The sequence below is a fragment of the Pedobacter sp. ok626 genome (assembly GCF_900100435.1).
Lineage (GTDB): Bacteria > Bacteroidota > Bacteroidia > Sphingobacteriales > Sphingobacteriaceae > Pedobacter.
On the sequence record NZ_FNEX01000020.1, the window covers coordinates 1 to 13,476 of the forward strand.

Annotated in this window: 9 protein-coding genes and 1 rRNA gene; 2 read left to right on the top strand and 8 right to left on the bottom strand. The window is 39.2% G+C overall.

The window, feature by feature from the left end; all coding sequences use genetic code 11:
- The first annotated feature begins 209 nt into the window (after nt 1-209).
- A 5S ribosomal RNA gene (gene rrf / locus BLS35_RS23105) occupies nt 210-321 on the top strand.
- A gap of 296 nt (nt 322-617) precedes the next feature.
- Nucleotides 618-1,598: an acyl-ACP desaturase gene (locus BLS35_RS23110; RefSeq protein ID WP_090785811.1), complete on the top strand. Its 981-nt coding sequence runs from the start codon at nt 618-620 to the stop codon at nt 1,596-1,598.
- 76 nt (nt 1,599-1,674) lie between these two features.
- Here BLS35_RS23110 and BLS35_RS23115 read toward each other — a convergent pair whose 3' ends face one another.
- The 8 genes from BLS35_RS23115 to BLS35_RS23150 form a co-directional block, all read right to left on the bottom strand.
- A complete protein-coding gene (locus BLS35_RS23115; RefSeq protein WP_090785813.1) occupies nt 1,675-5,067 on the bottom strand; it encodes a methylmalonyl-CoA mutase family protein in 3,393 nt (1,130 codons plus the stop codon).
- Nucleotides 5,068-5,217: 150 nt separating this feature from the next.
- Complete coding sequence (pafA, locus tag BLS35_RS23120) at nt 5,218-6,882, bottom strand: alkaline phosphatase PafA (protein ID WP_090785815.1); 1,665 nt, start codon at nt 6,880-6,882, stop codon at nt 5,218-5,220.
- Nucleotides 6,883-7,014: 132 nt separating this feature from the next.
- Nucleotides 7,015-8,301, bottom strand: a complete 1,287-nt coding sequence (locus BLS35_RS23125; RefSeq protein ID WP_090785817.1) for a bifunctional folylpolyglutamate synthase/dihydrofolate synthase — start codon at nt 8,299-8,301, stop codon at nt 7,015-7,017.
- 40 nt (nt 8,302-8,341) lie between these two features.
- Nucleotides 8,342-9,160: an energy transducer TonB gene (locus BLS35_RS23130; protein WP_090785818.1), complete on the bottom strand. Its 819-nt coding sequence runs from the start codon at nt 9,158-9,160 to the stop codon at nt 8,342-8,344.
- Nucleotides 9,160-9,561, bottom strand: a complete 402-nt coding sequence (locus tag BLS35_RS23135) for an ExbD/TolR family protein (protein WP_090785820.1) — start codon at nt 9,559-9,561, stop codon at nt 9,160-9,162. Before BLS35_RS23135 ends, BLS35_RS23130 begins: the two co-directional genes overlap by 1 nt.
- The gene (locus BLS35_RS23140) at nt 9,561-10,271 is read right to left on the bottom strand and encodes a MotA/TolQ/ExbB proton channel family protein (RefSeq protein WP_090785822.1); all 711 of its coding nucleotides are present in this window, start codon (nt 10,269-10,271) and stop codon (nt 9,561-9,563) included. Before BLS35_RS23140 ends, BLS35_RS23135 begins: the two co-directional genes overlap by 1 nt.
- A gap of 2 nt (nt 10,272-10,273) precedes the next feature.
- Nucleotides 10,274-11,695, bottom strand: coding sequence for an HU domain-containing protein (locus BLS35_RS23145; protein WP_090785824.1), 1,422 nt, complete (start codon nt 11,693-11,695; stop codon nt 10,274-10,276).
- A gap of 53 nt (nt 11,696-11,748) precedes the next feature.
- Nucleotides 11,749-13,467, bottom strand: coding sequence for a TonB-dependent receptor (locus BLS35_RS23150; protein ID WP_090785827.1), 1,719 nt, complete (start codon nt 13,465-13,467; stop codon nt 11,749-11,751).
- Between the last annotated feature and the right edge of the window lie 9 nt (nt 13,468-13,476).

Consider the following 13,476-nt stretch of genomic DNA (forward strand, 5'->3'; position numbering starts at 1 on the left):
TGATAGGTTACAGATGTAAAGGTTGTGAGATCAAAGTCGAGTAATACTAATCATCCGAAGCTTTCAAGAGCAATAAACTGTTGTTTGTTCTTCCTAACTAACTTCTTTCAATAATATGTCATTTGTTTAGTAACAAATCGAGCAGGGTTAATAGCGATATTAATCAGGCAATAAAAGCGAAACGATATATACTAGATATTTAAAAATATTTAGGTGCCTATATCGGTGGTGTCCACCTCTTCCCATTCCGAACAGAGAAGTTAAGCCCACCAGAGCCGATGGTACTGCGGTAACACGTGGGAGAGTAGGTCGGTGCCAAATCTTAAAAGAAAGCCGGTAGTCATAATGACTATCGGCTTTTCTTGTTATAGGAATTTCGTTTGTGAGGTTTTTTATTGAGAATAACATTCTTTATCAACTCCTATTTACCAGAATTTTAGGCATCGGATAACGTTGCTATTTGAGATTTTTGAATTGCCTAACCGTGTTTTGTAAACAAAGCCAAATATTATCTTATTTGTGCTAATTATATAGAACTAAATTGCGAATATGTGACGGGGGTCACTTATTTTGTCTATTTTTTGGTTATCTTTGATACAAAATTAAAACATAAACTAATGAATTTTTTCGCAGAGAAAAGAGGGGAAGTAATGGTGCACATTGAGAAGTATATGCTTGATATGATGCATACCTACTTAAAACCGATTGATACAAATTGGCAGCCATCTGATTTTTTGCCTGATTCTACAAGCGATACGTTTTTCCAGGATATAAAAGCATTACGTGAGAAAGCAAATGACCTTTCTTATGACTTAGTAGCGGTTTTGATTGGTGATACCATTACAGAAGAAGCTTTACCTACTTATGAATCATGGTTGGCCATGGTAGAGGGTGTAAGTCGTAAAGAAGATGGTGGTTGGATGAGATGGAATCGTCATTGGACTGCAGAAGAGAATAGGCACGGTGATTTGCTAAATAAGTATCTTTACCTTTCGGGTCGTGTTGATATGCGGCAGATGGAAATTTCTACACAGTATCTGATTGCTGATGGTTTTGATATTGGCACTGGTCATGATCCCTATAGAAACTTTATTTATACTAGTTTCCAGGAAATGGCAACCAATATTTCACACAGAAGGGTAGCTTCGTTAGCGAAAAGGGATGGTGATACATTGTTATCTAAAATGTGTGGTGTAATTGCCTCTGATGAGGCTCGTCATGCAAAAGCTTATAAAGATTTTATGAGTAAGATATTTGAAGTGGACCCTAGCGAAGCAATGATCGCTTTTGAGGATATGATGCGCCAGAAGATCGTAATGCCTGCACATTTCCTTCGTGAGATGGGCTTGAAAATTGGACAAACTTTTGGACACTTTACAGATGCAGCACAACGCTTAGGTGTTTATACCGCTGTAGATTATGTAGAGATTATGCAACAACTAATTGAAGAGTGGAAATTAGATAGCATGCGCGACTTAAATGAGGCTGGAGAAAAAGCCCGTGATTATATCATGGCTCTTCCTTCGAGGCTATTACGTGTTGCCGATCGTATGAAAGCTCCAACAATGGATTATAAGTTTAGCTGGATACATGCTTAATTAGAAGACATCAATAAACAAGAAAGCCTGAATAAATATTTATTCAGGCTTTCTTGTTTTAAAGCACTTGTACCAATTACATATTTCTGCGGTACTGGCCGCCAACTTCATAAAGTGCATTGGATATTTGACCCAAACTACATATTTTACAAACTTCCACCAGTTGTTCGAATATATTATCTCCTGCTATTGCAGATTTTTGCAGGTTCTTTAATGCGGCTTCAGCTTTGTCTGAATTTCTCTCCTGAAAGGATTTAAGTGCAGTGATTTGGTATTGTTTTTCTTCTTCCGTAGCACGAATAACTTCTCCAGGGACAATCGTAGGCGAACCATTCTTATTTAGGAAAGTATTAACTCCAACAATGGGATATTCTCCGGTGTGCTTTAAAGTTTCATAGTATAAACTCTCCTCCTGGATTTTGCCTCGTTGATACATGGTTTCCATAGCACCTAATACCCCTCCTCTATCGTTGATACGCTTAAATTCTTGCAATACGGCATCTTCTACCAGATCAGTAAGATCTTCAATTATAAAAGCTCCCTGTAAAGGATTTTCATTTTTAGCAAGACCGAGTTCACGGTTAATAATCAGCTGAATAGCCATGGCCCTGCGAACTGATTCTTCGGTAGGGGTGGTAATGGCCTCATCATAGGCATTGGTATGTAGGGAATTGCAATTGTCATATATGGCATACAAAGCCTGCAATGTGGTACGAATATCGTTAAAGTCTATTTCTTGAGCGTGAAGTGAGCGACCGGATGTTTGAATGTGATATTTTAGCTTTTGCGATCTGTCGTTTCCTTTATACTTGTTTTTAATGGCTTTAGCCCAAATGCGGCGCGCTACGCGACCAATAACAGAATACTCGGGATCAATGCCGTTAGAGAAGAAGAACGATAGGTTGGGCGCGAAATCGTCAATATTCATCCCTCTGCTTAAATAGTACTCAACAAATGTAAAACCGTTACTTAGTGTAAAGGCCAGCTGTGAGATTGGGTTTGCACCTGCTTCTGCAATGTGATACCCCGAAATGGATACAGAATAGAAATTACGTACCTTTTCGCTAATGAAATAGCTTTGGATATCGCCCATCATCCTTAAGGCAAACTCTGTAGAAAAGATACAGGTGTTTTGGGCCTGATCTTCTTTTAGAATATCAGCTTGAACGGTGCCACGCACAGTACTGATGGCATGCGCACGTATTTTGGCGTAAACGTCGGCAGGTAAAACCTGATCACCGGTAACACCTAAAAGCATTAAGCCAAGTCCATTATTTCCTTCAGGAAGTGAGCCACTATAAGTTGGCCTTTCTAGTCCTTTGGCTTTGTAAATCTGCTTTATCTTTTCATCAGTTTCTTTTTCCAGTCCATGTGTTACGATGTATTTTTCGCATTGCTGATCAATTGCAGCATTCATGAAAAAGCCGAGTAGCATAGGAGCAGGGCCATTGATAGTCATGGATACGGATGTTGATGGTGCACACAGATCGAAACCGGAGTACAGTTTTTTAGCATCATCAATAGTTGCTATACTTACGCCTGAGTTACCAATTTTACCATAGATATCTGGTCTGATATGTGGATCTTCACCGTATAGGGTAACGGAGTCGAAGGCTGTAGATAAACGATGCGCAGGCTGACCTAAGGAAACATAATGGAACCTTTTATTGGTTCTTTCAGGACCGCCCTCTCCGGCAAACATACGTGTTGGATCCTCTCCTTCACGCTTTAATGGAAATACACCAGCAGCATAAGGAAATTCTCCCGGTACATTTTCTGTTAAGAGCCAGCGAAGGATATCTCCCCAGTCTTCGTATCTAGGTAATGATACCTTTGGGATTTGCAGTTTAGATAAGGATTCATAGAATAATGGCTGTTTGATTTCCTTATCTCTTACCTTGTAAACGAAATACTCTTGCTTGTATTTTAGTTTCGTTTCAGGCCATTGACGGAGTAGGCGCTTGCATTCTCCATCTAATTGCTCCTCCAGGTGTTTATATATATCTTGAAGTGTTTCTGTAAGGTTTTCACTTGCAGGAACATCTTTTGTGGTCCGTTCTTCCTGTGATAATTTGATTACCCCTTGTAATTGATATAATTTTCGGGCAATGGAACTTTGCTTTTCTACCCATTCATTATAGGTTTGACTAGCTTCAGTAATTTCTGCCAAGTACCTGATCCTGTCTGGCGGAATGATGTATATCTTTTCGGACTGCTCAGCTGTCAGTTCCATCTGGGCATCAAATTTAACGCCTGTTTTCTCTTTAATTTTATCCATCAAAGATGTAAACAGATTATTCATGCCTGGATCATTGAATTGAGAGGCCATAGTGCCATATACGGGGATGGTTTCATCTTTGGCATCAAAGAGGTTGTGATTGCGCTTATACTGTTTACGTACATCTCTTAACGCATCAAGAGCACCTCTTTTGTCGAACTTATTTATTGCTACCAAATCAGCAAAATCAAGCATATCGATTTTTTCAAGCTGTGAAGCCGCACCAAACTCTGGTGTCATTACATATAAGGATACATCACAATGTTCGGTGATCTCGGTGTCAGATTGACCAATTCCTGAGGTTTCAACAATGATAAGGTCATACCCGGCAGCTTTGCAGATGTCAATACTTTCCTGTACATTTTTAGATAAGGCAAGGTTGGCTTGTCTTGTGGCGAGCGAGCGCATATATACGCGTGGGTTATTGATGGCGTTCATACGAATTCTATCGCCCAATAATGCACCGCCTGTTTTACGTTTAGAAGGGTCGACAGATATAATTGCCAACGTTTTATCTTTCACTTCTACCAAGAATCTTCTTACCAGTTCATCCACAAGGGATGATTTTCCTGAACCACCGGTTCCTGTAATACCCAATACGGGTGCCTGGTTACTTAAGGTTAGCTTTTTTAATTCATTTACGAATTTTAGTGCGGCCTCTGGATCATTTTCGGCCACTGTAATAGCAGCAGCAATACTTTTAACGTCTTTCTGAGGGATAGATTTAAGTTCTCCGTTTAACGATTTTGTAGTGATGTAATCAGTTTGCTCCAGCATGCTATTGATCATGCCCTGGAGTCCCATTTTACGACCATCATCAGGAGAGAATATTTTTGTTATGCCATAGGCCTGAAGTTCTTCTATTTCTGAAGGTAATATTACACCACCTCCGCCGCCGAATATTTTAATATGGGTGGCACCACGTTCTCGCAGCAGGTCGTACATATATTTGAAATACTCTATATGACCACCTTGATAAGACGTCATGGCAATACCCTGAACATCCTCTTGTATTGCGCAATTCACAACTTCATCCACAGAGCGGTTGTGGCCTAAGTGTATAACTTCGGCACCTGAAGATTGTAGGATACGGCGCATGATGTTAATTGTAGCGTCGTGCCCATCAAAAAGTGCGGCAGCGGTAACAAAACGGATTTTATGTTTGGGTTTATAGATTTCAACTTGCTCCATAATAGGTTTTATAATTGGTAGGCAAAGGTAACAAAAACTGGCCGGAGGGCGATAGAAATAGGCCTATCAAATACATGAAGTCGGTAAACAAAAAGGCTGTTCTGGTTTTTGTTCCAGAACAGCCTTTTAATGCTAGTAGAATAGCCCTTTTTATGGGTTGGTAAGCTCCGTTATTGGTTCGCCAATGCAGCCACTAGGCATTTGTATGTGTAACATAGCAGCTAAAGTCGCTGCAATGTCCGTCATGTAGTGTTGTTTATTGGTTTTTCCTGGCTTTACATTCCATCCCATAAACACACAAGGAATGTGTGCGTCATACGGAGCCCAAGCACCATGTGTCGTACCTGTGCCACTACCGCTAAAATAGTTTGATTTTAACACGTAGTAGACGTCGCCACTTCTGCCATAATTGTAACCATAAGTGAGTGATTTTTTTAGCTGTTCAGGTAAGGTGGTTACAGCAAGTTTACTCAAGTCAACAGCATCAAAAACCTCATCTTGAGTTCTCAGTATATCTATCGCTAATGATTTTATGGCATCAAAGTCTGCTTTTGTAGACTTTATCGCTTCAAGGTTAAAGTAAAGCTGACCGTTTGCAGAGGATTCGATTGCATTTTTTACTTTAAAGTTTTCGGCTATCTCGGCATTTATCTTTTTTAGAACAGGACCTTCACTAAATGTTCCTCCGGGTAACTTATTTTCAGTCATAAAACCAGCAACATGTGCTGCTCCATGATCTGCAGAAAGGAAGAACAAGTAATTTCCTTTACCAAATTTGCTATCCAGATAATTAAAGAAATCTTCCAGATCCTTATCGAGTCTCAAGTAGGTATCTTCGGCCTCTATAGAGTTAGGACCATATTGGTGACCTACATAATCTGTGGCTGAACAGCTTACTGCTAAGAAGTCTGTTGTATTGTTTTGCCCCATTTGCTCTGACGCGATAGCCAATTTAGCCAAATCAAGTGTCATCGTATTTCCATAAGGCGTACTTTTAATGATTTCGTAGTTTTTGCCTATGTAAAGCTTTAATGGGTGAGGGAAAGTAGGTGTTTCTTCGCCTCTTGTTTTCCTTTCATATATTTTATTATCAGCAGTACTCTGTGTATAGCTTTCAATAGGATAAAGCGTGTTCCAGTTTTTTGCAAAAAACTGATCTGCTGGTTTTTGTTTGTTGTAATCCTGAATCCAGGTTGGCAGCTGTTTCATGTAATAAGTACTTGTAATCCAGTTGCCACTTTGAGAGTCAAACCAGTAAGCTGCATTAGCAGCATGTCCAGCTGGCAGTATCGAACCGCGATCTTTAAGCGAAATTCCTATTACTTTACTTTTGAAATTGGTCGCTAAACGAAGTTCATCGGTGATGGTAGTGGTCAACATATTTTTGGGCGACATTACGCCTGCCCTTGAAGTGCTTCCAACAGTAGTTACGGTGGTGTCTTCCGCACAATACATATCCCTTTTTAATTTACGGTCATACCAGTCATTACCTACAATTCCATTGATTGCCGGAGTGGATCCGGTGTAAATACTGGAGTGTCCGCAAGCCGTAATGGTAGGGGTATAGGGGATTAAAGTGTTTTCGGCAGAGAATCCTTCGTTAATTAATCTCTTAAAACCACCACTAGAATATCTGCTGTAGTACCTATACAAATAATCCCATCTCATTTGGTCTACAATCAGCCCCACTACTATTTTGGGTCTGTTGACATCAACGGCGGTTTCTTTCGATCCGCTTTTTACCACTTTTTTTTGTGCTGTTGATAATTGACTGATCAGCACAAATGCGGTAAATAATAAATAAGTTTTTTTCATTGTGTGTTATTTATTGGTTAGCGTGCTTATGCAACGCTTTAAGGTTTCATTTAAAGATGTGAAATCTTTACGTGATTAGCCTATAAATATAAATACTTGATGATAAGTATTCTTTAACGTTATGTAAAGATTCTATAGCACTTCTGCGACTACAAATGTACTTCCGCCTATGAAAATGAGGTCGTTGGTTGCTGCATTTTTTTTTGCGGCCTCCACTGCCAGGTTAATGGTGTCAAAGACCCGACCATTTAGCCCATACTTTTTAGCTTCAGCAGCTAAATCAGCAGCGGGTAATGCTCTTTCTAGCTGTGGTTGACAGAAATAATAAATAGCATTTACTGGTAGTAGGGCTAACACACCACTTATGTCTTTATCCTTCACCATTCCAATTACCATATGCAACTGCTCATGATCCGTTGTATTGATGTTTTGCATCACTTCTGTAATGCCAGCTTTATTATGTCCAGTATCGCAAATAACAAGCGGATGATCACTTAATCTCTGCCATCTGCCTTGAAGCCCTGTTAAATCTTTAACATGTTTTAGCGCATGGTAGACATGATCATCTGCAATTTTATAACCTTTTTCTTTTAAAATGGTGATGGCCTGTAATACCGTAAGCACATTTTTTAATTGGTAGAGGCCATTAAGGTCAAGTTCAATGTTCTTATAAAGAGGAACTGTATCCTTGTAAACTGTAGTATTGAGGTATTCCTTTTCTCTGCTTGTATTTGCTAGGTGGAGTTCCTGGTCTGCAAAAACAATTGCACTGCCAGTTTCTATAGCTTTTGTAATAAATACCTGATCTATTTCTGCTTGTTTTTCTCCAATAACTACGGGTACGCCAGCCTTAATGATTCCTGCTTTTTCCAGTGCAATTTCAGGCAATGTATTGCCCAATATATTGGTATGATCAAGACTGATATTGGTAATGACTGATAATTCGGGAGTAATGATGTTTGTGGAGTCTAAGCGACCACCTAATCCCACTTCTATAATAGCGATGTCTACTTTCTCTGTAGCAAAAAAGGAAAAGGCCATAGCTACCGTAACCTCAAAAAAGGAAGGACTGATTTCCTCCATAATTGACTGTTGTTGATTTACAAAATCAGTAACAAAGCTCTCGGGAATCATTTCTCCATTGATTCTGATGCGCTCCCTGAAGTCTTTAAGGTGAGGAGAGGTATACAAGCCGGTTTTATAACCCGCCTGTTGAAAGATAGCAGCCAGCATATGAGATGTGGATCCTTTACCATTTGTACCACCAACATGGATGGTTTTGAACTTGGTTTGTGGATTGCCCAGATTTTCGCACATGGCTACTGTATTGTGCAGATCTTTTCTAAAAGCAACAGCGCCAACGCGTGTAAACATTGGCAGCTTGCTGTATAAATAGTCTAGTGTTTGCTTATAATTCATTTGTAAAGCCTGAGGTGGCAAAATTACCAAAGCGAACGAATTATTTCACTTTAAAGTTGAAAACAACTACACCAATTTGAACATCAGGAGCAGATTCTGACTGTGTTAAGCGTGCGCCCATTACCGCATCTTTACATTTTTGCCATAATTCTCTGTCATTTAGGGTCGTTCCTTTAACTCCAGGAGTGGCAGCGATTACGATTCCACTCTTATTGATACTTATCCTTACTGCAATTTTTCCTGTTTTTTGTCCATCATCTTGCGGAGTTACGAGGTTGGTAAATTTCCTTAGAGCGATTGGTGTTTCTCCAAAACCAGAACCACCCTCACCATAATTGTTGGCAAGTGGGTCACCATTAACACTTCCCTGATTACCCGGTGTAGCGCCTGTTCCATCACCACCGCCAGTACCTTTATTGGCTTTCCCTTTATAGAGCGCATTTTGGTTGATGGTAGGCTTGGCAGGTTTACTTTCTGTTGTAGTAGCAACAGGAGTGGATGTGCTTTTGGTTGCTTTTGTCTTTATACTTACAGCATCTTCAGTGCTTTGAGTTACAATTTCCTTATCACTGGTTTGTGCAGTAGATTTTTGAGGAGTGGGTTCGTCCGGCACCACTTTGTCTGGTGCTTGTTTATTCGCATTCGGATCGGCCGATGGCTCCTCAATACTTGTGTAATCCGTCCCCATACCCTCTACAGAAGTTCCGTAATTGACTACCATACCGCCCATACCGGCCTCAACTTCGGGCTTAAAGGTACCAATAGCGATAAAAAAGCTTAATGCAAGCAGAACGGCCATGATGCCGGTTGATATCGCCAGTGCTTTAGGATAATTATTTTCTTCTTTAGGATAGGTCATTATTTCTTAGGTTCTACAGCTAGTACAACTTTCAGTTTCAATTTGTTTGCCACATCAAATACCTGCATGGTATTCTCTATAGAAACACCTCTGGCCACATAAAGTACAATAGTCAGATCCGGTGAGGCTTTTTGAAGCGTCTCTATCATCGGTTGCATTTGATCCAACGAAACCTTTTGTTTGTCAACAAAATAATTTAGCTTCTCATCTATAGATACAGTAACGGTTTTTTGCGCCGAAGATTGCTGTCCGGATTCAGAACGAGGTAACAATAGCTTTACTACTTGCGGATTTACTACGGCTGAAGCCAATAGGAAAAACAGCAGCAGAAAGAACATGATATCGTTCAGGGCAGAGGTATGAACTTCTACAGTCCCTTTATTTCTTTTGCGTAGATTCATTATTTACCTGGCTCCTCTAATAAATCAATAAATTCAATTGCATCAGTTTCCATTCTTAAGATGATGCGTTCAACCATCATATTTAAAATATGGTATAATACATAGGCGATAATACCAATGATCAAGCCAGTTGCTGAAGTAATCATTTTAGTATAAAGACCACCTGAGATCGTTCCGATTTCGATTGCTCCTTTAATGGAAACATCGTGGAAAATGGTAATTACTCCAATAATTGTTCCTACGAAACCAAGCATCGGCGCAATACCGGCAATAATACCAAGAATACCAATATTTTTCTCCAGTTTAGATACTTCTAGTTTACCATTGTTTTCAATAGCAGCCTCGATATCTTTAATAGGTCTTCCGATACGTTTTAATCCTTTTTCCAACATTCTGGCCAAAGGAGAATTGTTGTTTTTACACAAGGCAATGGCGTTATCTAATCTGCCATCGTGTATATATTGCTTAATCTGAAGCATCAGATTTGATTCTGTTTTAGATGCTTTTCTGATAGTAATGTATCTTTCAACGAAAATAACAAGACCTGCAAATGCTAAAAAGGCGAGGGGAAGCATAACCCAGCCTCCTTTTAACAATAGATCTATAAAATGTAGTTCTGGAGTAGGAGCTGTAACAGCCTGATTTAAGGCGTTCGCGGTATCGGTAAGTTGTTGAATAGTATCAGTGGCACTTTGAATTAATGCGATCATAATTATTTAGGATTGTTTGTGTGTCTAACCGGGTAAATGTAAATTCCTGGAAGTTTTGTTGTTTCTTTCAGGATTTCAAGTTGTTTTTTTGCAGTCGCTTCATCAGTAAATGAACCTATACTGATTTTTACTCTTCTACCTGGCATATCAGCAACTTTAGCTGGAATGCCTTTCTTTTTCATCTGAGCAAGGAAGTTGTCTGCTTCTTTCTGATTTAATAGAGATGCAGCAATAATTTCATAAGAAATGATTGTTGGTTTTTCTACAGATGGTGGAGTTGCAACTGCTGTCGCTACTGTATCTTTTTTAACAGTGTCTACAGCGAGAATAGCTTTTTCATTGCTTTTTCTAGCACTATCAACTTTTGCAAGAGAATCTATTTTTAGTTGTGCGTTATTGTTAATAGTTGGTATTGTATCCGTTTGTACAACAGGTAGGGCCGAAGGCGCCTTAAGAATGCTATCAAACAACTCAGGCTTTGCCAAATAAATAACTCCAGCAAGTACGATAATGCTAACCAGGGCAATGATTACTTTCAGATAGGCTGGCATCCCCAATTTTTCAGGATCAGTATAATCTAATTCAAAATGGCCAGCTCCTTTTGGTTCAACGGTTTCAATAACAGCAACAGGTTCCTTAATTTCAGCTTCATGTAAAGTTTCAGGAGTTTCTATAATCATTGCTGGCTTTTCTTCTGGCACTTCAGGCTTAGTTACAGGCTCAGGTATGGCAACAACTTCAGCTATTTCCTCATACACAGGTTGCTCGTCTTGTTCCGCCACAATTTCTTGCTCCTGCACAATTTCTTCCTCCTGTTCAGGTAATTCTGTACTGTCTAAATGAGAAATCAATACATCATCAGTAGGAGGTGAAGCTAAGGGTTCTTCTTCATCAATACTTCCATCACTTAGATCAGCATTGTTATTTTCCAGATCCAATTGCGCTTCAGGTACGTGCTGTTGTTCTTCCTCTATTGGTAATTCTGCTGTTTGCAAAGGCGCGTCTTCTTTCTCTGTATTCAGCTCGGCCTTTAAGGTCGGCAATCCGTAAAAATCAAAGCCCAGATTGCTTTCCTGTTTAGGGATAAAAGTTAAACTACCTGTTGTAGTTGAAAAGGTACCCAAATCACCAAAATCAGACTCCTGATGACCAGAAAGCTCATCAAGTATATTCTGAGCAAATTGTTCGACAAAATATGTTGCAGCATCTACGGATATATTCTTTTGCTTACTGATCAAATTAGTGAGGAGAGTTTGCTCCTTTAAATCAGAAGTAAAGCTCAACGAATAGCTTGGTGGCAAAAACGAGTGCGTATCAATATCATACCTCCCAGGAGATTTCCTTTTATAAATGGTTCCCAATCCGGGAATTCCCACTTCTTTGTGGGTTTTTATAAGCGTTGTCAGGTATGATAAGATATCCATTCTGGTAAAATTAAATTTTAATTCCGTACCAAGCAATTATTAATTGAAATGCATTAGAACGAATAGGCAACACCACCAAATATATTCAAGCCAATTGCCTCATAATGTAAATATTTGCTGTACTTGGTGTTCAGTAAATTATTCACTCTACCAAAAGCCGAAAACTTGTTGTTGATCTTATAAGTTGCTCCTACACCAAGGTCTACGAAGCCTTTTACTGTAACTACAGTTTCATTTGCTAAGTCAGGGATAAGGTAAGGGCTAGCAGGAGCAGCAGTGTAAACTTTAGCTTTGCTTTCATCCTGAAGGGCAACAGCAGCATTTAAAGTGATTTTTTTAGTAATGGCGTACATTAAATCAGAACTTAAACGCAATTGAGGTTTAAACCAGCTTTGTGTTTCCGCTGCAGGCTTGTAATCCTCAAAATTTAGTTTACCTGTCCACTTTAAGGCATCACTCACCTGTATCGATAATTCACCTTCAATACCTGTTAATTTCATGGTGCCAAAATCGTAGATCACATCAAACTTGTTGAAGCTGGCAAAGTTGTTTACAAACAAAGGCATATCTTCGATTCGTTTGTGATAGAATCTCGCTTTGTAGCCAAATCCTGGACCACCTGTTCCTTTGATACCACCACTGATGCTTAGTTTTTCAATGGAGTTTTTGATTGCGATATTGCTATTTAAAAATGGATTCTCATCTGTTAATTGTTTCAATGAATTACGATTTACATCACCTTTCACTTCTCCAAAAATTTCTAAGTAATCAGGTATCAATGTAAAATCTGCAGTTACTGCAGGGAATATTCTGGTAGAAGAAACGGTTCCAAATTCCTGTACAAAATTAATTCCTGCATTAATTTTAACGCCATTGGTCTGTAACCTAATATATGGGTTTAGCCTTAGTAGGTTATTACCAACACTAGTCAGTGCATCCTTTGTTTTGCCAAATTCTGCTGAGGCAGCAAGTCCCAAATTTAAACTGCTGATGCGTTTGTTCAGGTAACCATTTAATACGATTGAACTCTCTTTTGCGTCAAATTTATCGCTCCAAACGTATCCGTTTAATTTAGCTGCGTAACTTAAGGCATCAGGATCATTGGTGAATTTATTTACCAGTTCACCTTCAGCTTCAAGGAAGCTCAATGCCTGCTGTTCCGGATTAGGATTTAAAGTAGGGTTGGCTTTGTCAATCCCATAAAAGTATAATCCGTTTCTTTGAAAGTTTAGCCGACCACTTAAAGTTACTAAATCGCCAATGCTTCTACCAAAAGCACTAAGCTGTTGCTGGTTTGCACTTTGTTTATTTAAACTTCCCGATTGTCCGAAATGTCTAAAAAACGCGCCAGCCTGCAAAGCCTCATCTCTGCCGATGTTGATATAAGCTTCGGCTAACGTGGTTGATGCACTACCAAACCCACCTTTAACGTAATTGTTAATCAGCTCGGTTTCTTTCTCTGCTGCTAATTGTTGTGCTTGTAGTTTATTGATGTCAGAGTTTAGCTCAAGCTTTCTATCAGTTAAGCTGTAATTGAATTTTGCTTTATAAGTTTTAACATCGTTCAAATCCGGACTTCTTCTTAGTTTAACGGCTTCCGCTAAAACAGGTTTGTAAGGTCTTACTACTTCAATTTCCTCTGTTACTGCTTTATCTTCTGTCTTCTTTTCTTCCGTTTTCTTCTCTGTCGTTTTTTTGTCTTGCGCTATAGTATTTAGAGTACCTGCTGCAATAAAAAATAGGGTTGTATATATTAATTTCGTCAATCTCATGTCGCTTCG